The organism is Rahnella sp. BIGb0236, from assembly GCF_004364755.1.
Classification (GTDB): Bacteria; Pseudomonadota; Gammaproteobacteria; order Enterobacterales; family Enterobacteriaceae; genus Rahnella; species Rahnella victoriana.
Map to the genome: position 1 here is coordinate 77,529 of NZ_SOAO01000005.1, position 22,670 is coordinate 100,198.

At 53.3% G+C, this 22,670-nt stretch carries 15 protein-coding genes; 5 read left to right on the plus strand and 10 right to left on the minus strand.

The window, feature by feature from the left end; genetic code table 11:
* Positions 1-184 precede the first annotated feature (184 nt).
* On the plus strand, positions 185-1,054 hold the full coding sequence (locus EDF78_RS12095; protein ID WP_229920923.1) for a hypothetical protein: 870 nt from the start codon (positions 185-187) through the stop codon (positions 1,052-1,054).
* Between the two features lie 103 nt (positions 1,055-1,157).
* Positions 1,158-2,036 carry an aromatic amino acid DMT transporter YddG gene (gene yddG, locus EDF78_RS12100; RefSeq protein WP_095924678.1) on the plus strand — a complete coding sequence of 293 codons (879 nt, stop codon included), beginning with the start codon at positions 1,158-1,160 and terminating at the stop codon, positions 2,034-2,036.
* A 3-nt stretch (positions 2,037-2,039) separates the two neighbouring features.
* Here the strand turns inward: yddG and yacL are convergent, their stop codons facing one another.
* The 10 genes from yacL to pdhR form a co-directional block, all read right to left on the minus strand.
* Positions 2,040-2,405, minus strand: a complete 366-nt coding sequence (gene yacL, locus EDF78_RS12105) for a protein YacL (RefSeq protein WP_095924677.1) — start codon at positions 2,403-2,405, stop codon at positions 2,040-2,042.
* 77 nt (positions 2,406-2,482) lie between these two features.
* The gene (acnB, locus tag EDF78_RS12110; RefSeq protein WP_133823177.1) at positions 2,483-5,080 is read right to left on the minus strand and encodes a bifunctional aconitate hydratase 2/2-methylisocitrate dehydratase; all 2,598 of its coding nucleotides are present in this window, start codon (positions 5,078-5,080) and stop codon (positions 2,483-2,485) included.
* Positions 5,081-5,953: 873 nt separating this feature from the next.
* On the minus strand, positions 5,954-6,937 hold the full coding sequence (locus tag EDF78_RS12115; RefSeq protein ID WP_229920922.1) for a fimbrial protein: 984 nt from the start codon (positions 6,935-6,937) through the stop codon (positions 5,954-5,956).
* Between the two features lie 8 nt (positions 6,938-6,945).
* A complete protein-coding gene (locus tag EDF78_RS12120) occupies positions 6,946-9,459 on the minus strand; it encodes a fimbria/pilus outer membrane usher protein (RefSeq protein ID WP_133823178.1) in 2,514 nt (837 codons plus the stop codon).
* Positions 9,460-9,467: 8 nt separating this feature from the next.
* Positions 9,468-10,181 carry a molecular chaperone gene (locus tag EDF78_RS12125; RefSeq protein WP_131694274.1) on the minus strand — a complete coding sequence of 238 codons (714 nt, stop codon included), beginning with the start codon at positions 10,179-10,181 and terminating at the stop codon, positions 9,468-9,470.
* A 107-nt stretch (positions 10,182-10,288) separates the two neighbouring features.
* On the minus strand, positions 10,289-10,813 hold the full coding sequence (locus tag EDF78_RS12130) for a fimbrial protein (RefSeq protein WP_133823179.1): 525 nt from the start codon (positions 10,811-10,813) through the stop codon (positions 10,289-10,291).
* A 260-nt stretch (positions 10,814-11,073) separates the two neighbouring features.
* Positions 11,074-12,498: a dihydrolipoyl dehydrogenase gene (gene lpdA, locus EDF78_RS12135; protein WP_162928680.1), complete on the minus strand. Its 1,425-nt coding sequence runs from the start codon at positions 12,496-12,498 to the stop codon at positions 11,074-11,076.
* Between the two features lie 212 nt (positions 12,499-12,710).
* Complete coding sequence (aceF, locus tag EDF78_RS12140; protein ID WP_133823180.1) at positions 12,711-14,618, minus strand: pyruvate dehydrogenase complex dihydrolipoyllysine-residue acetyltransferase; 1,908 nt, start codon at positions 14,616-14,618, stop codon at positions 12,711-12,713.
* Positions 14,619-14,631: 13 nt separating this feature from the next.
* Positions 14,632-17,295 (minus strand): pyruvate dehydrogenase (acetyl-transferring), homodimeric type, encoded by a 2,664-nt coding sequence (gene aceE / locus EDF78_RS12145; RefSeq protein ID WP_095924670.1) that lies wholly within the window; start codon positions 17,293-17,295, stop codon positions 14,632-14,634.
* Positions 17,296-17,457: 162 nt separating this feature from the next.
* On the minus strand, positions 17,458-18,228 hold the full coding sequence (gene pdhR / locus EDF78_RS12150) for a pyruvate dehydrogenase complex transcriptional repressor PdhR (protein WP_013576986.1): 771 nt from the start codon (positions 18,226-18,228) through the stop codon (positions 17,458-17,460).
* Between the two features lie 428 nt (positions 18,229-18,656).
* On the opposite strand from pdhR, the gene aroP reads away from it, so the two are divergent.
* The 3 genes from aroP to EDF78_RS12165 all read left to right on the plus strand — a co-directional run bounded on the left by aroP (position 18,657) and on the right by EDF78_RS12165 (position 22,650).
* Positions 18,657-20,027, plus strand: coding sequence for an aromatic amino acid transporter AroP (aroP, locus tag EDF78_RS12155; protein ID WP_095924669.1), 1,371 nt, complete (start codon positions 18,657-18,659; stop codon positions 20,025-20,027).
* A 213-nt stretch (positions 20,028-20,240) separates the two neighbouring features.
* Positions 20,241-21,683 carry an MFS transporter gene (locus EDF78_RS12160; RefSeq protein WP_015698650.1) on the plus strand — a complete coding sequence of 481 codons (1,443 nt, stop codon included), beginning with the start codon at positions 20,241-20,243 and terminating at the stop codon, positions 21,681-21,683.
* Positions 21,676-22,650, plus strand: coding sequence for a family 43 glycosylhydrolase (locus EDF78_RS12165; RefSeq protein WP_133823181.1), 975 nt, complete (start codon positions 21,676-21,678; stop codon positions 22,648-22,650). The genes EDF78_RS12160 and EDF78_RS12165 overlap by 8 nt, the downstream gene beginning before the upstream one ends.
* Positions 22,651-22,670: the final 20 nt, after the last annotated feature.

Below are 22,670 nucleotides of genomic sequence, written 5' to 3' on the forward strand. Positions count from 1 at the left end.
ACAGGCTATAAATCAAATAAAATTAACGCATAACCAATAATTTAGCTTATGGCAGATCAAAAGATCGCTTTTTTCTTAAAAAGAGATAAATACCTTTATATCTCCCCCTCCGACCATTAGCATCCTCCTATTGCTTACTAAGCAACCAGCTCCATCCACCTGCAAGCAGAAATAAAAAATGAAAATGAGTAAATTAAAGACCGTATCCAGCCTGCTGGTCACGAGTTCTTTATTGGTTTCCGGGGTTTCCCGGGCCGGGGAAAATTTGTTAAGCAGCAATACTGAAGGGATGCGGCACTATGTCAGTTATGGTGCTGAATATTATAAGTGGGACGAAACCGTTGATAATATGGACGGTAAATATGTTGCTGAACATGGCCCGCGCCTGCGTGTTAATTTCGGATCCAATAATTACCTTGATGCCCCCGGCGGATTATTAAAAGCCTGGGACATGAGCGTGATGTTCGGGATCGTCAGTTATAAAGGCAGCACCCTCGACGATCAGGCCAACGTGCCAAACGGCACGCTGAAAGGAAAAACCTACTACACCGGCTACAGCGCGGACATGACACGCGGCTACCGTTACCGGGCATCCGACCGTGTTTCTTTCGATATGAAAGGCACACTCGGCGGTCAGGCATGGTTGCGTAACATCCGCTCTGATGATGTGTATATTGCGTCGGAGAATACCACCCGCAATTACAACGCGGTGGAAGTCACGCTGCAACCTTATGCCAAAGCGGCACTGGGGGCGAACTGGCAAATGACCGCAGATTCACGACTGAGTCTGGAAGGCGGTGCGCTGTATCCGATTAAAACCTGGACGCACAGCAATCAGGGCGCGGTCTGGCTTGAGCCGAAATCTACGCTTTCGCCTTTCACCAGCCTGACCTGGAACATCAACAAAGATGTCTTTGTGAAAGCCAGTTATGTGCATCAGAAATACGGTAAGTCGGACGAGAAACAGGGTGATCTGAACGGACGCACCGTCGGCTATTATCAGCCTGCGACCACCACTTCAACCGTGGGTCTGGAAGTCGGTTTCTACTTCTGATGATTTCAGCGAATAAGTCCCCCTCAAGCGGATTGTTCCGGTGTAAATAACCGGAACAATCGCTTATCTTAAAAGCCTCCTTTTCCAGAGGCTTACCTTTCATATGGATCGTTTTGCAACGCTGTCTGGCGTTCTCGCCATTTTATTGTGGAGCATGAGCGTGGCGCTCACCCGCAGTTTGTCCGAATCTCTGGGGCCTTTTGGTGCGGCCGCGTCTATTTATACTGTCAGCGGAATTATGGTGTGGATGGTCGGCGGCAAGCCAACGTTGCGCGGCGAATCTGCGGCCTATCTGATCATCTGCGGCCTGTTATTTATCTTTTATATGGTGGCGTTTTCGCTGGCGATTGGTCTGGCGCATACCCGGCAGCAAACGCTGGAACTCGGGTTGATTAATTATTTGTGGCCGAGTCTGACGCTGCTGTTTGCGGTACCGCTGCTGAAATTGCGCGTACGCTGGTGGATCTGGCCGGGCGTGGTGCTGGCGTTTGCCGGTGTATTGTGGGCGATCAGCGGCGGTCACGGGCTGGATATGCATCAGCTGCTGCGTAATGTACGGGGTAATCCGGTGGCCTACAGTCTGGCGCTGGGCGCGGCCGTTTCATGGGCGCTGTATTCCAATCTGGTGCGGGTATTGTGTAAAGGCAAAGGCGTGCTGCCGTTGTTTCTGCTGGCGACCGGTGCCGTGCTGTGGGTGCTGTACTTTACCTATTCATCGAACCGCATCAGCCTGAGATTACCGGCGATTCTTGAACTGCTGGCAATGGGCGCGGTGACGGCCATTTCGTATCAGTGCTGGGATATCGCGATGAAAAAAGGCAATGCGACGCTGGTGGCCGCGTTGTCGTACTTCACGCCGCTGTCATCGATTCTGATTGCCGGGTTATGGCTGCACACGCTGCCGGGCGCGAGTTTCTGGCCGGGCGTGCTGATGGTGGTCGGCGGTTCGCTGCTGTGCTGGACCGCCTCGCGGGGTAAATAAGTTTTAGCGATAGGTCGTCACGAAAGCACGGTATTTGGCGAGGACTTGCAGAAAGTCCTCGACGCCGCAAAACGCCAGACTCTCTTCATCGTAATAACTCATGCCTTCTTCAATCTCATCACCGTCGAAATCCAGCTGATTGGCGCGGATCATCACTTCATCGTCGGCTAACAACAGCGTGTATTCATGGCCGACCATTTGCGTCTGGCGCTCGCTGCCTTTCAGTTCGCTCAGCGCGGCTTCGACATTATCGAGTACGCTCAGATCGCCCTTCACCTCTTCATTCAGCCAGTGACCAAGCACTTCATGGCCCATCGAGAAACGCACTTTGACCTCACCGGTGATGTCGCGCAAAAAATCGTAATCCATGGTGCAGTCCTCTGGAAAAATCACAATAAAAAAGGGAGCCGAAGCTCCCTTTTCAACACTGGCGCAAATATAACGATTTAGACTGCGGTTTGGAAGATCACGCCGTCAGCTTTATCGGTATATTCACTCAGCTTGTCGAAGTTCAGATAACGGTAAGTATCCACCGCAGTCTTGTCCACTTCAGCCATATAGCCGAGATATTCTTCCGGCGTTGGCAGGCGACCCAGCAGTGACGCGACCGCTGCCAGTTCTGCGGAGGCCAGATAGACATTGGCACCGTTACCCAGGCGGTTCGGGAAGTTACGCGTTGACGTGGAAACCACGGTAGAACCGTCGGCCACACGCGCCTGGTTACCCATGCACAGTGAACAGCCCGGAATTTCGACACGCGCACCGCTCTTACCAAAGACGCTGTAATAGCCCTCTTCGGTCAACTGAGCCGCATCCATTTTGGTCGGTGGCGCAACCCATAAACGGGTTGGCAGCGCGCCTTTATGGCTGTCGAGCAGTTTACCGGCTGCGCGGAAGTGACCGATGTTGGTCATGCACGAACCGATGAACACTTCGTCAATTTTGCTGTTCTGCACGGAAGACAGCAGACGCGCATCATCCGGATCGTTCGGCGCACAAAGGATTGGCTCTTTGATGTCCGCCAGATCGATTTCGATGATCGCTGCATATTCGGCATCGGCATCGGCTTCCAGCAGGTTCGGGTTCGCCAGCCACTCTTCCATACCTTTGATGCGACGCTCGATGGTACGACGATCGCCGTAACCTTCAGAGATCATCCACTTCAGCAGCACGATGTTAGAGTTGAGGTATTCTTTGATCGGCGCCTGATCCAGTTTGATCGTACAACCTGCCGCTGAACGTTCTGCGGACGCATCCGCCAGTTCAAATGCCTGTTCGACTTTCAGTTCCGGCAAGCCTTCGATTTCCAGAATCCGGCCGGAGAACAGGTTTTTCTTACCTTTTTTCTCAACGGTCAGATGGCCTTCTTTGATCGCGTAGTAAGGGATCGCATGCACCAGATCACGCAGGGTGATGCCCGGTTGCATTTTGCCTTTGAAACGCACCAGAACGGATTCCGGCATATCAAGCGGCATCACGCCGGTCGCCGCAGCAAACGCCACCAGACCGGAACCCGCAGGGAAGGAAATCCCGATCGGGAAACGGGTATGGGAGTCACCGCCGGTGCCGACAGTGTCCGGCAGCAGCATACGGTTCAGCCATGAGTGGATGATACCGTCGCCAGGGCGCAGTGAAACACCGCCACGGTTCATGATGAAATCAGGCAGCGTGTGGTGCGTGGTCACGTCAACCGGCTTAGGATACGCGGCGGTATGACAGAATGACTGCATCACCAGATCGGCAGAGAAGCCCAGACACGCCAGGTCTTTCAGTTCATCACGGGTCATCGGACCGGTGGTGTCCTGAGAACCGACAGACGTCATTTTTGGTTCGCAATATTCGTTCGGACGAATACCGGCAACGCCACAGGCGCGGCCCACCATTTTCTGCGCCAGCGAGAAACCTTTGGTGCTTGCCGCGACAGGTTTCGCAATGCGGAACACTTCGCTCTGTGGCAGTTTCAGCGACTCACGGGCTTTGGTGGTTAAACCACGGCCGATGATCAGCGGAATACGACCGCCTGCGCGCACTTCATCGAGCAGCACGTCAGTTTTCAGTTCGAACGTGGCGATCACGTCATTGGTTTCGTGGTTACGCACTTCGCCTTTGTACGGATAGATGTCGATAACATCGCCCATATTCAGGTCAGACACATCCACTTCGATCGGCAACGCACCGGCATCTTCCATGGTATTGAAGAAGATTGGCGCGATTTTACCGCCGAGCACCACACCGCCGCCGCGTTTGTTCGGCACATGAGGAATGTCATCGCCCATGAACCACAGCACGGAGTTGGTGGCCGATTTACGGGATGAACCGGTACCGACAACGTCACCGACATAGGCCAGCGGGAAGCCTTTTTTGTTCAGTTCTTCGATCTGTTTGATCGGACCGACGCTGCCCGGTTGATCCGGATGAATGCCTTCGCGTTCATTTTTCAGCATAGCCAGCGCGTGCAGCGGAATATCTGGACGGGACCAGGCATCCGGAGCCGGTGACAAATCATCGGTATTGGTTTCGCCGGTCACTTTAAACACAGTGACGGTGATTTTCTCAGCCAGTTGCGGACGTGACAGATACCATTCGGCATCGGCCCACGATTGCAGGATTTTTTTCGCGTGTTCGTTGCCCGCATGCGCTTTTTCTTCCACATCGTAGAAGTTATCAAACATCAGCAGCGTATGAGACAGCGCTTTCGCCGCGCCAGGCGCCAGCGTGTCGCTATCCAGTGCGTCGATCAGCGGGTGAATGTTGTAACCGCCCTGCATGGTGCCCAGCAGTTCAACGGCTTTTTCAGGAGTGACCAACGGGGAGGTAGTTTCGCCTTTGGCGACTGCGGCCAGGAACCCGGCTTTAACATAGGCGGCTTCGTCGACGCCCGGTGGAACACGGTTAATCAGCAGGTCTAACAGAGTGTCTTCTTCGCCTTGCGGCGGATTCTTCAGGGACTCAACCAACGCTGCCATCTGTGAAGCATCAAGTGGCTTAGGGACGATGCCCTCTGCAGCACGCTCGGCTACGTGCTTACGGTATTCTTCTAGCACGACTTTCTCCTCGCTCTCATTGTCATTTATTATGCCTGGCTTCCATCATCAGCCTCGCGTCATGCCTGTAGGGACAGGGGAATTCAACCGGTCTGATGAATCGGGGACACTGCGGGTATGGGGGTTTCTTGGTCTGAAACGATACGTCCTGAACCTGAGCACAGTGCCCTTTAGCGCCCGGGCAGCATAGCAGGATTTTGCCCGCTTGTTAATTCGTTCACATAAAAGCAACATTAAATCTTTGCTGAATCGTTGAGCACAGACGGATCGGCTGTTCATCCCAATTCGCCCTCTAGATCATCACAACAACCCTGCCCGCACAAGGGAATAAATGACGGGAAACGCAGAAAAAAGACACAAAAAAACCGCCCAAAAGGACGGTCGATTTGTATCTTCGTGGTGCTAGCAGTCACCAGGAAGAGAGTGCATTTGAAACAATAAAGCGCTACCAAGCGAATGCATCTTGAACAGAAAGTGAGTGAAAAGCAATCCGAAAAAATGACTTTGCGAGATGCTTTCCAGGAATATGCTGCAATCCTTCGGGCTCCCATATTTTGCGATAAGATCTCTACGGGCTGCTTCGCCGGCCTAGCAGCCGGTCACCGGGCTTCAGGAAGCGGGTTCATGAGTACTGCGGTTCAGGCGCTACCAAGCGCTTGTTTCACTGCTATTTTCCCGATGAGATGCCGGTGGTCGTGGTCCGTTACAGGAATCACGCAATGAAAAGGACGTCAATTTGTATCCTGCTCGTTGTACTGGGAAATTCGTTGAACACGGGCAATAGCGGGTGGTCAGTCTCACACGTGAATGTTCATATCAACGTGCTCTCCCGGAACAAGTAACGCTAAAGGTCGCCTTCCGGGGCGACCTTTTTCAGTAATAAATCATGGTAAATGTCGCCGTGCCGTTCGCTGCACCGCTGCTGAGTGTTTGTCCGTTGAGATAGTAGCGGGCGAAAAAGGGAATACTCAGGCTTCCTTCGCTGGCAGAAGGTGTCACTGCCCATTGTTGTCCGAGGATCACCGGCGACGTATCGCCTTTGAGTATCTGGATCCCGACGCCGGTTGCCTGCCCTTCTGCGCCGCTGCTGATTTCGATCACTCCCGCAGCCTGTGAATTATCGGCGGTGCCGTCGATACGGATATTCACATTCGCCCCGGCATCGCAATTGAGTTCAACGCTAAAGGGCACTTCCGGCGTGACGCCGCCCGCGGAGGCACTGGAAAACAACCCGGGCCAGACCGTACCCAGAGACACATTAATGGTGTTATTCAGCACATCACAGCTTTCGGTTCTGATATTGATATTGCCTGTGTAAGAGAGTGTGTTGGCACCCCCGCCCCCGATGCCTGATTTGCCATACACCCCCAGTCCGAAACGGGTCTGGCTTTGCTCCAGTGCCGTATCCGCAATGTCATTGGCGGTTTTGACTAATGATAACGTCACAGCTATCTGATAGCTGAGACTGCCGTCAAGGCTACCCAATGATGTGTTACGCGTATCGCAGCTTACCCCGCCGCCTACCACACGTTGTCCGCTGGAGTTAGTCAGGGCAATACCGATCCCTTCAACGCCGGTGGAGTAAACACCGGGGAAACCCGAAATTTCTGTACCCGTTCCGTAGTAACAGGCGATGACCGGGTCGCCGGAGAGTTCGTTGCTCCCGTTGGTACCGCAAGTACCGCTCACATTGAAAGTATGCTGACTTCCGGGAATATCAGCCCCAACAGGCAGAGAGGATGTTACCGCCAGTGAACTTAAATCCCAGGACTGCGGCATGGCCGGAGAAGTCGAGCAGGCCGCCCATAATTTGCTGGGAAAAAGGATAAGACAGACAAGCAGTATCATTATTTTCATAAAACGCCTCATCGACATACGCTGCTGGCCTGAGAGACCGCCGCCTTTTCGGCACCGGAGAAGGCAAACGGCGCGTCGCATTGCCCTCCGCGCCATATCACCCGGATACGCCCCTGCTCCGGCAAACCACTGAGATACACCTGCCCCTTTTCGCCCACAATGACGCGGTTGCGTTCATCGCCCACGGCAAAAGCTTCTGCGCCGAAAGGCACGGGTTGTCCGTTGTAGGTCAGGGTGAGTAATAACCGGTTGCCAGCGCGCGTGGTAAACGAGGCCATCACCACGGCACCGGACGTCGGCACTACCGACAACACGTTGTCATCGATATCGATATTTTCATCCAGCGAGGTGGTATCCAGCGCCACGCGGGTGCGCTTGTAAGGGCTGAGATAATTCACTACCGCATAACCGCGCCAGTCGGTATAGACCCCGGTATTATTTTGCAGTTTCACCCCCGCCGCGCCCGGTGCACGGACAATCGCAATCGCCGAGACATCACTCACCAGCGGTTGCGAGAACGTGACGCCGAACGGATGGGCGACAATGGCGCCCTGCCAGCCGTAATTGAGCTGCTGGGTGTCCTGGTTATAGTTGTAACCTCCGCTGAGCTGGGCGGCGCTGCCCAGATAATTCAGGCTGGCACTGCCGCTGTTTCCCTGTCCGTCGGTGCCATAGCCTTCACTGACCGCGTAAGAGAGATTGTTATCCTCAAGAAGCATGCCATTGACGCCCGCCTGATAAAGCGTCCGGCCATGATCGGCACTGTTTACATTGAAAGTGGCACGGGCATTCGGCAGCCAGCGGCCGAGAGGGATACTGACATTGAAGGCGATCTGTTTATCGCTCTCCATGCCATAGCTTCGGTTATCCGTCACTGACAGGGCGTAATCAATACTGGCAATATTGACGTTATAACTGAGGCCCAGACTGCGCTGATTGAACTGCGACTGGCGGTATTTTTGCTGATAATAAGAAAGCGACAATGATCCCCACATTCCGCCGTTCAGCGACTGCGTCAGATTCAGACGATATTGTTCATGCGGCGCACCGTAATACAGGTTATTACTGTCATCCTGCGGCCTGTTACCGGCCTCGCCGAAATGATAAAAATCACCGCGATAGCGGATCCCCGCCAGCGACAGCGTCGAGCCGGTAGCCGCCACACTTTTGGCATATTGCAGCCGGAACGCCTGCCCGCGCGCGGTGTGATTGCCGGTCAGTTCGCTGTCGGCAAAGGTGGTATCCAGCGACACAGAACCGAGATCCCCGATCATGCTGCCCATACCGGCATTCGCGGCGTGGTAGTTTTCCGCCACCTGACTGCCGCCAAACAACGTGACGCCATAGCCCAGGCCGTAAATCAGTGATCCCTGTACAAAACCCGGTTCATCGCCACCGTACTGATACGCCCGGTATTTCCCCAACGTCAGGGCGTATTTCAACCGGCCCTCACGTTGCATGATCGGAATGGCAGAAAAAGCTTGTATGAAATGACGCTCCTCCCCATTGCTTTCCCTGACCGTGATATCCAGATCGCCGGACGCTGACGTCGGGTACAAATCATTAATGCTGAAGGCGCCCGGCGGCACATACGTCTGGTAGATCACTATACCGCTTTGTTTAATCGTCACCTGCGCATTGCTTCTGGCAATGCCACGGATCACCGGCGCATAACCGCGCAGGCTGTCCGGCAACATATTGTCATCGGAAAACACCTGCACGCCGCGAAAGGTAAAGCTGTCAAAGATATCCGCCGGGGTGGTGCTCTCCCCGGCGATAAACTGCCCTTTGATCACCGGCACGTCTCGCTGGAGGAAACTGTATGCCGAGTCCCAGTCCTGCTGTGATTGTCCGTCAATGTTGCGGCTGTAACGCCATGTGCTGTAGTTGCGCAGCCGCCATCCGCCCCAGTTAGCGCCACTTCTCAGGCTCAGAAACTGGTTCTGGTCACTGCCGCCCGCGTTTTGCCAGGTACGGGCGCCGCTGAGGTTGTAGTTGAGCAGCAAGGCCGGTGCGCCTTCATCCCATAATTCCGGACTGACCGCCCCTCTTGCCAGCGTGTCGAGTAATTCCTGAGGGATGGTGATCAGTAATTTCTGATGGGAAAAATCAAAATGGCCCACCACGCCGGGCATCAGGGTGGCGAAATCCCCCACCGGTTTTTGTGCAGGCCAGTCGCGTAATGCCGGGATGCTGCCGGTTCTCAGCCCCAGAGTCTGCCATTCTGCCGGGGTAAAAAGCGGGGAAAGCGTCTTATCCTTCATGGCGATAAACGTCACATCCTGCCTTCCTTTCAGCACATTGTTGACCAGCACATCCACCCGATAGACACCCGGCGTCTGCCCGCCTGCGCGGGAGAATTGCGACACATCCACCGGCCCGCCGGGATGTTCTATTTCCAGCGCCTGCACATTGAAGCGGTCATCCGCGCAGGCTTCTGCGATACCCAGCGCACAACTCACCAGCAGCCATGACCGCAATGCAAAATAGGACCGGGGCGTAACGACATGATTTTTCTTCATAACATGCCTCAGCGCAGCCGGGTTTTTTCCACTGAACTGGCACCGCCATAATCATTCACCACCTGCCAGCTGACGTCATTCCCTGCCGCACCTGCCGGCCAGGGATAAGTGGCTTGCCCAAAGGGCGGCACCATGGTGTTACCCGTTGCCACGGCGCTGCTGCCGGTTTTCAGTTTAAAAAAGGTGAAGTAGAAAGGCGTGGGATTGGTCACCCGCAGTTGCCCCGCCTGACGGCTGAATTGCAGCTGCCGCCAGGCGCTTTGGCCTGCGGGGGTGAGCAACGCCGCTGGCCGGTAAAAAAGTTTGAGACGGGTCTTCACCACGATTTGCAATAAACCGGCAGGGGCATTTTCAGGCAGACGGGGAATGGCTTTGATATTCAGCCAGAACAGGGATTCACGATCCTCGGGTAATATGCCGCCGGTGCGGATAATGCGCAGACTGTTATCCTCTCCGGCATTCAGACGAAATAAAGGCGGCGTCACTACAAAGGGGGGCGTAACAGAGGATTTTTGCAGCCCGTCAGGCCCGTTATTATCAACCCAGGACTGGATCAGATAAGGTTCGGCCTGTTTACCCTGATTACTGACAGTCAGAGAGGCTTCTTTTTTATTACCCGGATATATCACCCGCGTCGCTTCGGTAATCACACCGGCATAAACCGGGAGCGCAGAAAAAATAATAAATAACATCCCTGATAACATCATAAAAAGAAGTCGCATATTTTCCCCTCATCTTTCCGTCAATAAAAATAAAAGACATCCGCGTCTGAAGGTCTGGCATCCTTGCCAGTTTAATGAGATTACGCGGAGGTTATTTCTGGTTCTTATTATTGGTAATTGATGGTGAACTGAGAGACCGCATTTGCCGCCCCTTCCCCTACCGTCGCCGCCGTACTTTTGTAACGGGCGATAAAGTTCATCTCCACGCCCTCGGCGGTGGCATCAATGGGATAAAAACGCGAGGCGGTGTAAACCGGGATCGAGACTCCCTGATTATCGGCAATTTCAATACCGACGCCGGTCGCGCCACCGGTGACTTCCAGTAGCTGGTTATCCACTGCATCGGCGGTGCCACCGAATTTCACCGCAGCAGCTGTAAAGGTGGTCGGGCATTTGGTGAGTGCAATCGTAAATGCTGTCGGAGATGAGGTATCTCCGGCGGCGGTAAACGAAGTCGCGGCAACGTTGCCTAAATCCACATTAATGGCATCGGTCGTTCCGCCATTCACATCGCACGTGGTGGCAACAATTTGTCCGGTGAAATTAATGGTACCATCCTCAGCATGAGCGACTGAATGGCTTAAGCACAGCACGGTGCCGAGAAGTAAAATAAAAGAATTACGCTTATTCATGAAAAAATACCTGAGATTAAAAGTAAACAGATCCCACCCGTTCCTTGCATCAGGAAGGGCGATATGCACTTACTTTAAACAGAGGTATTTCTTTCCGGAAATCATATCACCTCACATTATTTTATCGACTGCATTGAGGTAAAGAAAATAAATGAATGAGGATGTAATGAGATAAATGAGAACAGGTATGGAGTGTGCCACAGAGGAAAAAAGGGAAAAAAAAACGCCTCCGGAGAGGCGTTTATCAGCAAAGGAGAAAATTACTTTTTCTTCGCTTTCGGGTTTGGCAGGTCGGTAATGCTGCCTTCGTAGATTTCTGCTGCCAGACCCACGGACTCATGCAGAGTCGGGTGAGCATGGATGGTCAGAGCGATATCTTCTGCATCACAACCCATTTCGATTGCCAGACCGATTTCGCCCAGCAGCTCGCCGCCGTTGGTGCCGACAATCGCACCACCGATAACACGGTGAGATTCTTTATCGAAGATCAGTTTGGTCATGCCGTCTGCACAGTCGGAAGCGATGGCACGGCCTGAAGCGGCCCACGGGAAGGTGGCGGTTTCGTAGCTGATGCCTTTTTCTTTCGCTTCTTTCTCAGTCAGGCCAACCCAGGCAACTTCTGGCTCAGTGTAGGCAATGGATGGAATGACTTTCGGATCGAAGTAGTGTTTCTTGCCGGAGATAACTTCGGCTGCCACGTGACCTTCGTGAACACCTTTGTGCGCCAGCATTGGCTGACCGACGATGTCGCCGATAGCAAAGATGTGTGGCACGTTGGTGCGCATTTGTTTGTCGACGTGGATGAAACCACGGTCGTCAACTTCAATGCCTGCAGCGCCCGCTTCCAGCAGTTTACCGTTAGGTACACGGCCGATTGCCACCAGCACGGCGTCATAACGCTGTGGTTCTGCAGGGGCTTTCTTGCCTTCCATTGTGACGTAGATGCCATCTTCTTTGGCTTCTACCGCGGTCACTTTGGTTTCCAGCATCAGGTTGAATTGCTTGCTGATTTTCTTGGTGAACACTTTCACCACGTCTTTATCAGCCGCAGGGATCACCTGATCGAACATTTCTACCACGTCAATCTGAGAACCCAGCGCGTGATAAACGGTGCCCATTTCCAGACCGATGATACCGCCGCCCATTACCAGCAGACGCTCAGGAACGCTTTTCAGCTCCAGTGCATCGGTGGAGTCCCAGACACGCGGGTCATCATGTGGAATAAATGGCAGTTTGATTGGACGGGAACCCGCCGCAATGATGGCATTGTCGAAAGTGATGGTCGTCGGACCATTTTCGCCTTCAACAACCAGAGTATTCGCGCCAGTAAATTTGCCCAGGCCATTCACGACTTTGACTTTACGGCCTTTCGCCATCCCTGCCAGACCACCGGTCAGCTGGTTAATGACTTTTTCTTTCCAGACACGCACTTTATCGATGTCAGTTTTCGGCTCGCCGAAAACAATACCGTGTTCTGCCAGTGCTTTTGCTTCAGAGATCACTTTCGCGACATGCAGCAGAGCTTTTGAAGGGATACAGCCAACGTTCAGGCACACGCCACCGAGCGTGGAATAACGCTCAACCAGAACGGTTTCAAGACCTAAATCAGCGCAACGGAAAGCAGCAGAATAGCCCGCAGGGCCCGCCCCAAGTACCACGACCTGAGTTTTAATTTCAGTACTCATCATGACCTCTTAATTTATGTCCGGCGGGTCTGACGTCATTTTTATGTCGTAACGCCCATCATCCACCGGGTCGTTCTATCCGCCCGCAGTTTACAAAATTGTTAACAAATTTGAAACAACAAACGGCATACGATTTGTGCTTAGCGCCCGAAAATCCCAAACAGCATGAAGAGATTATCAGAAAAAAGCCGGCCGATTGGCCGGCTTTTCGCTTACATCACCAGACGGCGAATGTCAGACAACACGTTGTTGATGATGGTGATGAAGCGCGCACCATCGGCACCGTCGATAACACGGTGGTCGAAGGAGAGCGACATTGGCATCATCAGACGCGGTGTGAACTCTTTACCATTCCAGACTGGCTCAATGGCAGACTTGGAAACACCGAGGATGGCCACTTCCGGCGCATTGACGATTGGCGCGAAGTGGGTCGTCCCGATACCACCGAGGCTGGAGATAGTGAAGCAACCGCCCTGCATTTCGCCAGCAGTCAGCTTACCGTCACGGGCTTTCTTGGAGATCGCCATCAGCTCACGGGACAACTCGGCGATGCCTTTCTTGTTCACGTCTTTGAAGACCGGAACAACCAGACCGTTTGGCGTATCTACCGCCACACCGATGTTGATGTATTTTTTCAGCGTCAGTTTCTGACCGTCTTCGGACAGGGAACTGTTGAAGCGTGGCATCTGCTCAAGGGCAGCGGCAACGGCTTTCATGATGAAGACCACTGGCGTGAATTTCACGTCCAGTTTACGTTTAGCGGCTTCATCGTTCTGCTGTTTACGGAACGCTTCCAGCTCAGTGATATCAGTTTTGTCGAAGTGCGTAACGTGCGGGATCATTACCCAGTTACGGCTCAGGTTCGCACCAGAGATTTTCTGGATACGGCCCAGTTCGACTTCTTCAATCTCACCAAACTTGCTGAAGTCCACTTTCGGCCAAGGCAGCATGCCTGGCAGACCGCCGCCCGTGGCAGCAGCCGGTGCGGCTTCTGCACGTTTGACCGCGTCTTTCACGTAAGTCTGAACGTCTTCGCGCAGGATACGACCTTTACGGCCCGTCCCTTTCACTTTCGCCAGGTTAACGCCGAATTCACGGGCCAGACGACGGATAACCGGCGTGGCGTGAACGTAAGCGTCGTTCTCAGCGAATTCGCCTTTGCTTTCAGCTTTAGCAGCTGCCGGAGCCGCCGCTTTTTGTTCCTGTTTCGCAGGAGCCGCCGCGTCTTCTTTCTTAGCCGCCGGAGCAGCAGGCGCAGCGCCTTCTACTTCGAAGATCATGATCAGAGAGCCGGTGCTGACTTTGTCGCCCGCAGCGATTTTTATTTCTTTCACGGTACCCGCGAACGGTGCCGGGACTTCCATTGAGGCTTTGTCGCCTTCAACGGTGATCAGTGACTGTTCTGCACTGATTTTGTCGCCAACTTTTACCATGATTTCAGTGACTTCAACTTCGTCGCCACCGATATCAGGCACGTTCACTTCTTTGCTGCCGGACTGAGCCGGAGCCGCAGGTGCCGCGTCTGATTGAGTTTCCGCAGCGGCGGCCGGTGCGGCTGCACCCGAACCTGCCACTTCGAAGACCATGATCAGGGAACCGGTGCTGACTTTGTCGCCCGCAGCGATTTTGATTTCTTTCACTTTACCCGCGAACGGCGCAGGGACTTCCATAGAGGCTTTATCGCCTTCTACGGTGATCAGCGATTGTTCTGCTTCAACGGTGTCGCCTACTTTGACCATGATTTCAGTGACTTCAACTTCGTCGCCACCGATGTCTGGTACGTTCACTTCTTTGCTTTCGCTGGAAGCAGGGGCGGCGGCGGCGTTCTCTTGAACATTAGCTTCTGCTTTGGCTTCCTGTTTCGCAGGTGCTGCATCAGCAGCACCGTCAGCGGCGTCAAAGATCATGATCAGTTTGCCGGTTTCGACGGTATCGCCGACCGCAACTTTAATTTCTTTGACCACGCCGGCTTGTGGAGAAGGCACTTCCATAGAAGCTTTGTCGCCTTCAACGGTGATCAGCGATTGTTCAGCTTCAACCTTATCGCCCACCTTCACCATAATTTCGGTGACTTCCACTGCATCTGCACCGATGTCCGGTACGTTAATTTCAATAGCCATCTGTCTTTACCTCTTATGCCAGACGCGGGTTAACTTTTTCCGGGTTGATATCGAATTTCTTAATGGCTTCAGCCACTACAGACGTTTCGATTTCGCCGCGTTTAGCCAATTCACCCAGCGCAGCAACCACAACGTAAGATGCATCCACTTCGAAGTGGTGACGCAGGTTTTCGCGGCTGTCTGAACGACCGAAGCCATCCGTACCCAGTACGCGATAATCGCTGGCCGGAACGTAAGTACGAACCTGTTCAGCAAACAGTTTCATGTAGTCAGTAGACGCCACCGCTGGCGCATCGCTCATCACCTGGGCGATGTACGGAACGCGTGGGGTTTCAGTCGGGTGCAGCATGTTCCAGCGCTCACAGTCCTGACCGTCACGGGCCAGTTCAGTGAAGGACGTTACGCTATAAACGTCAGAACCGACGCCGTAGTCTTTGGACAGGATCTCAGCCGCTTCACGTACGTGACGCAGGATAGAACCGGAGCCCAGAAGCTGCACTTTACCTTTGCTGCCTTCCAGCGTATCCAGCTTGTAGATACCCTTACGGATGCCTTCTTCCGCGCCTTCCGGCATGGCTGGCATGTGGTAGTTTTCGTTCAGCGTGGTGATGTAGTAATAAATGTTTTCCTGCGCTTCACCGTACATACGCACCAGACCGTCATGCATGATGACAGCCACTTCGTACGCGTAAGACGGGTCGTAAGAAATACAGTTAGGGATAGTCAGAGACTGAATATGGCTGTGACCATCTTCGTGCTGCAGACCTTCGCCGTTCAGGGTAGTACGACCTGAAGTACCGCCGATCAGGAAGCCACGCGCCTGTTGGTCACCCGCTGCCCAGCACAGGTCGCCGATACGCTGGAAACCGAACATGGAGTAGTAGATGTAGAACGGGATCATTGGCAGATCGTTGGTGCTGTACGACGTCGCTGCGGCCAGCCATGAAGACGCGGCACCCAGTTCGTTGATACCTTCCTGCAGGATCTGACCTTTCTCGTCTTCTTTATAGTAAGCAACCTGCTCACGGTCCTGCGGGGTATATTGCTGGCCGTTCGGGCTGTAAATACCAATCTGACGGAACAGACCTTCCATACCGAAAGTGCGCGCTTCATCGGCAATAATCGGGACCAGACGGTCTTTAATGGAGTCGTTTTTCAGCATCACGTTCAGGGCACGGACGAAAGCGATAGTGGTAGAGATCTCTTTCTTCTGCTCTTCCAGCAGTTGTGAGAAGTCTTCCAGTTTCGGCATTTCCAGCTTCTGCGTGAAGTTTGGCAGACGGGTCGGCAGGTAGCCTTTCAGCGCAGCGCGACGTTCGTGCAGGTATTTGGATTCTGCAGAGTCTTTATCCAGAGTGATGTACGGCAGTTTTTCCAGATTTTCATCGGTCACTGGCACGCTGAAACGATCACGGATATAGCGCACGCCATCCATGTTCATTTTCTTCACCTGGTGAGCAATGTTTTTACCTTCGGCAGCGTCGCCCATGCCATAACCTTTAATGGTATGCGCAAGGATAACGGTCGGCTGACCTTTGGTGTTCTGTGCTTTGTTCAGTGCAGCGAAGACTTTCTTCGGATCATGGCCGCCACGGTTCAGCGCCCAGATTTCGTCGTCGGTCATGTCTTTGACCAGCGCAGCGGTTTCAGGGTATTTGCCGAAGAAGTGGTCACGAACGTATTTACCGTCGCGGGACTTGAAGGTCTGGTAGTCGCCGTCCACGGTTTCGTTCATCAGCTGGATCAGTTTACCGCTGGTATCTTTACGCAGCAGTTCATCCCAACGGTTGCCCCAAATCACTTTGATCACGTTCCAGCCAGCGCCTGAGAAGATGCCGTCGAGTTCGTTGATGATTTTGCCGTTACCGGTTACCGGGCCATCAAGACGCTGTAAGTTACAGTTGATGATGAAGCACAGGTTGTCCAGTTTCTCACGGGTCGCGATAGTGATCGCCCCTTTGGATTCTGGCTCATCCATTTCACCGTCGCCCAGGAACGCGTAAACGCGCTGCGCGGAGGTGTCTTTCAGACCACGGTGTTCCAGATATTTCAGGAACTTCGCCTGATAGATGGCACCGATCGGACCCAGACCCATGGATACGGTCGGGAACTGCCAGAATTCAGGCATCAGTTTAGGGTGCGGATAAGACGACAGACCCTGACCGTGAACTTCCTGACGGAAATTGTTCATCTGGTCTTCAGTCAGGCGGCCTTCAAGGAAAGCACGCGCGTACACGCCCGGAGAGATGTGGCCCTGGAAGTACACCAGATCGCCGCCGTCTTTCTCGTTGCGCGCACGGAAGAAGTGGTTGAAGCACACTTCGTACACGGTCGCAGAAGACTGGAAGGACGCCATGTGGCCGCCGAGTTCCAGATCTTTCTTGGACGCACGCAGAACGGTCATGATGGCGTTCCAGCGGATAGCAGTACGAATGTTACGTTCCAGCTCCAGGTTACCCGGGTATTCAGGTTCGTCTTCAACAGCGATGGTATTGACGTAGTTACGGCTGGCTGCACCAGCAGCGACGCTCACGCCGCCCTTACGCGCTTCACTGAGAACCTGATCGATCAGGAACTGTGCACGCTCAACACCTTCTTCACGGATGACCGATTCGATCGCTTGTAGCCAGTCGCGAGTTTCGATCGGATCCACGTCATTATTTACACGTTCTGACATGGTGCTTTTCCTTATCTGTCTCTAATACGTTGGTTTAACTGGAGCCTGTCTTCCTGCGTTCTTTCTCAGACGATCTTCGTTGTCACAAAACGCACGAAGACAGGCCCGTCATGTAGTTGCCGCGAGCCCTCAAATGAAGGCTCTAAAAATTAACCCTGAAGGTTAACTTTCATCTTTTCGTTGCTGGAGCCGTCGTAAAGACCGATCCCGCCGGGTGTGTTCCCTGCTGAGATCCAGCAAAACTTCTTCAATGAACGCCAGGTGACGGTGTGATGCGGCACGCGCTATTTCTGGTTCCCGTGCAACAATCGCCTCGAAAATACTGGCGCGGTGGTTGCTTACCGTTGCCAGCATTTCCCGGCGTGAGTAAAGCAATTCAAAGTTCTGTCGAACGTTCTTCTCGAGCATCGGCCCCATACAGCGAACCAGATGCAGCAGCACCACATTATGGGCTGCTTCTGTTACAGCGACCTGATACTGCATAACCGCGTCGGCTTCTGCGTCCAGATCTCCGCTGTCTTGTGCGGTCTGAATGACCACATGACAATCGCGAATGCGCTGCAAATCTTCCTCTGTGCCACGAAGCGCTGCGTAATAGGCGGCGATCCCTTCAAGGGCATGGCGTGTTTCAAGGAGATCGAATTGTGATTCGGGATGGTCGGCCAGTAACTCGGCCAGCGGGTCACTCACGCTTTGCCACAGGTTACTTTGTACGAAAGTGCCACCACCCTGACGGCGCAGGAGTAGCCCCTTCCCTTCCAGGCTTTGGATTGCCTCTCTGAGAGAAGGTCGCGATACATCAAACTGTTTGGCCAGTTCGCGCTCTGGCGGAAGCTTTTCCCCGGGTCTCAAGGTGCCTTCGAGGATCAGGAACTCAAGTTGCTGCTCGATCACATCGGATAACTTAGGCTGGCGGATTTTGCTGTAAGCCATATATGTGCGGTTCTCTGCGAGTAGCGACTCTGTAAGTTGCCGGAGTCAATTGGTAATACCAATTTAAAAAACGTGGCCGTAAAGTAACAAAGTATTCACCTTGTGTCCATATGGCTACCCAGTAAATACGTCGACCCCGCACAATTTAACAAATTTTTATCATTTAGATTTTTTGCGCTGCGTGAGATCACATTTTAAAGATCCAGAACATATTTCCAGACAATTTGATTATTTGTTATGCAGATGACGCATAAACCCCGTGCAAACTTTTCCGCATAACATTATTCTTCCCCCAACGGTAGATGATGCTGATTTTTAGGCACAATCCAGCCGTAAATAAATAAATACAAAAAGTGTAATTATCGCCTTACATTCTTTTTAACACGCAGAATGCTAGGGGTTTTGCCCCAATGACAGAGGACAGGTAAATGGTTGATCAACAACAAGGCGATGAACTGAAGCGCGGCCTCAAAAACCGTCACATTCAGTTGATTGCACTAGGTGGGGCCGTCGGTACAGGGCTGTTTCTGGGCAGCGCTTCCGTCATTCAGTCCGCAGGACCGGGGATTATTCTCGGTTACGCGATCGCAGGTTTTATTGCCTTTTTAATTATGCGTCAGTTAGGGGAAATGGTCGTTGAGGAGCCGGTTGCCGGTTCGTTCAGTCATTTCGCCTATAAATACTGGGGCGGGTTTGCCGGGTTTGCTTCCGGCTGGAACTACTGGGTGTTGTACGTTCTGGTCGCCATGGCCGAACTGACCGCCGTCGGTAAATATATTCAATTCTGGTGGCCGGAAATCCCGACATGGGTTTCTGCTGCCGCGTTCTTTGTGCTGATCAACGCCATCAACCTCACTAACGTTAAAGTCTTTGGTGAGATGGAGTTCTGGTTTGCCATCATCAAAGTGGTCGCCGTTGTGGCGATGATTCTGTTCGGCGGCTGGCTGCTGTTCAGCGACACCGCAGGTCCGCAAGCCACAGTGCGCAACCTGTGGGAGCAAGGCGGTTTCCTGCCGCATGGCATGACCGGGCTGGTGATGATGATGGCGATCATCATGTTCTCCTTCGGTGGTCTGGAGCTGGTCGGTATCACTGCGGCTGAAGCGGATAATCCGGAAGTCAGCATTCCGAAAGCGACCAATCAGGTTATCTACCGCATCCTGATTTTCTATGTGGGCTCACTGGCTGTCCTGCTTTCCCTGATGCCATGGACCCGCGTCGGACCGGATACCAGCCCGTTCGTGCTGATCTTCCATGAACTGGGTGATGCGCTGGTGGCGAATGCCCTGAACGTCGTCATTCTGACAGCCGCGCTGTCGGTCTATAACAGCTGTGTTTACTGCAACAGCCGCATGCTGTTTGGCCTTGCCCGTCAGGGAAATGCACCAAAAGCCCTGCTGAAAGTCGATAAACGTGGCGTGCCGGTGGCTTCCATCCTCGTTTCTGCTGCCACCACCGCACTGTGCGTTCTGATCAACTACCTGATGCCGGGCGAAGCGTTTGGCCTGCTGATGGCGCTGGTGGTGTCTGCCCTGGTGATCAACTGGGCAATGATCAGCCTGGCACACATGAAATTCCGTCAGGCGAAGCGTCGTGAAGGCGTAGAACCTAAGTTCAAAGCGTTACTGTACCCGGTGGGTAACTACATCTGCCTGCTGTTTATGGCCGCGATTCTGGTGATCATGGCGATCACTCCTGGCATGGCGATCTCCGTATGGCTGATCCCTGTCTGGCTGGTGATTCTGGGTATTGGTTACTGGATCAAAAATCAGCAAAGTGGGAAATCCGTTAACGCTTAAGCAAGAGTCATAATTTAAAATCCTCAGACGCCCCGGTTAAGTCATTTGCCGGGGCGTCTTGTTATACAGGTCACACTTTTTCTGAGATGACCAAATCGTCCATCTTCATGACTCTTACCTCCTGACTCTTATTCCCTTCTCCGGCCAATACTCTGGGCTAACAAACAGTTTTTTAACAAAATCCTTTTTACCCAATAGCCGGAGAGAACATCCATGAAGGAAGGCGCGCTGTCGTTCAAAGAGAAAGTAGCGTACGGAATGGGGGATGCGGGCTGCAATATGATTGGCGGCGCCATCATGCTGTTTCTTAATTATTTTTATACAGACGTTTTCGGTTTAGCCCCGGCGCTGGTCGGTGTATTGCTGCTCTCCGTGCGTGTTATCGATGCGGTCACCGACCCGATTATGGGCGCCATTGCCGACCGCACCACCACCCGCTGGGGGCGTTTCCGACCGTATTTGTTATGGGTTTCGGTGCCTTATGTTCTGTTCAGCGTGCTGATGTTCACCACGCCGGAATGGAGCTACAACAGCAAAGTTATCTATGCGTTTGTGACGTACTTCCTGATGTCCCTGACTTACACGGCCATCAACATCCCTTACTGCTCGCTCGGTGGCGTGATTACTGCCGATCCGCACGAACGTGTCGCCTGTCAGTCTTACCGCTTCTTTATGGTGGGTATCGCGACGCTGATCCTCTCTTCCACCCTGCTGCCAATGGCCGACTTCTTCGGTGGCGCGGATAAAGCCAAGGGCTATCAGATGTCGATGGGCGTGATGGCGATCATCGCGCTGTTTATGTTCCTGTTCTGTTTCAGCTCAGTGAAAGAGCGCATTCAGCCTGCAGTGCCGTCAAAACACGCATTAAAATCCGACCTGAAAGACGTGTGGAAAAACGACCAGTGGGTACGCATCCTGCTGCTGACATTCTGCAACGTCTGCCCCGGTTTTATCCGCATGGCGGCTACCATGTATTACGTGACGTGGGTGATGGAAAAATCCACCTCCTTCGCCAGTATGTTTATCAGCCTCGGCGTGGTCGGCATGATGATCGGCAGCGCGCTGGCAAAACCGCTCACCGATAAATACTGCAAACTGAAAGTGTTCTTCTGGGCCAACATCATCCTGACCATTTTCTCCTGCGGCTTCTATTTCCTCGACCCGCATGCCACAACGCTTATTCTGGTGGCGTACTTCATCCTCAACATCATGCACCAGCTCCCTTCCCCGCTGCACTGGTCACTGATGGCTGACGTTGACGATTACGGCGAATGGAAAACCGGTAAACGCGTGACCGGCATCAGTTTCTCCGGCAACCTGTTCTTCCTGAAATGCGGACTGGCGGTCGCGGGCGCGATGGTCGGCTTCCTGCTTTCCGCTTACGGTTACAACGCCGGTGCAGCGCAGCAGAGCGATCATGCGATCAACGGGATTATGCTGCTGTTCACCATCATTCCGGGCGTGGGTTATCTGATTACTGCCGGTGTTGTACGTTTACTGAAAGTGGATCGCGAAACCATGCGCACCATTCAGGCCGATCTGGAAATCCGCCGCCGTAATTACCGCGAGCTGAATGAATATCACGATGCGAAAAATGCCGTGGACGCGGACACACTGAGCGTCCCACTGACCAGCAAGGAGCTGAAACATGAGTAATTATCCAAACCCGCTGATTGAGCAGCGCGCAGATCCGCATATCTGGCTGCACAGCGACGGGCACTATTACTTTATCGCGTCGGTGCCGGAATATGACCGGCTGGAGATCCGCCGTTCACCGACGCTGACCGGGCTTGCTGAAGCGCCAGCGACCGTCGTCTGGCACAAACCGGATACCGGCCCGATGAGCGCACTGATCTGGGCACCGGAGCTGCATTTTATCGACGGGCAATGGGTTATCTATTACGCAGCCGCCCCGTCGCAGGAGATTGTCGACGGGTTATTCCAGCACAGAATGTATGCGCTGGTGTGTGAAGATACCGATCCGCTGAGCGGCAAATGGCAGGAGAAAGGCCGGATCCAGACCCCGATCGACAGTTTTTCTCTGGATGCCACGCACTTTGCGCATCAGGGCAAAAGCTACTATTTGTGGGCGCAGAAAGACCCGACAATTCGCGGAAACTCGAACCTGTATCTGGCCGAAATGGAAAACCCGTGGACGCTCAAATCACCGCCCGTCATGTTCAGCAAACCTGAACTGGACTGGGAGATCATCGGTTTCTGGGTCAACGAAGGCCCTGCGGTAATTACACACGGCGATAAGATTTTCATTACCTATTCCGCCAGCGCCACCGATGAAAATTACTGCATCGGCCTGCTCAGCGCAGACATCAACAGCAACCTGCTGGATCCTGCGAGCTGGCACAAATCCCAAAAACCGGTCTTCACCACTCAGACGCAAAACCGGCAGTTCGGACCGGGACATAACAGCTTTACCCGTAATGAACAGGGCGAAGACGTGCTGGTTTATCATGCCCGAAATTACACGGAAATTGAGGGCGACCCGTTGTATGACCCGAACCGGCACACACGTATCAAGACCTTCCGCTGGGATGAAAACGGGATGCCCGATTTCGGAGAACCCGCTGCTGATAACCGTCCGCTGACCTTGCAAAAACAGCACTGACAGAAAGCAAAAAGCCCGGA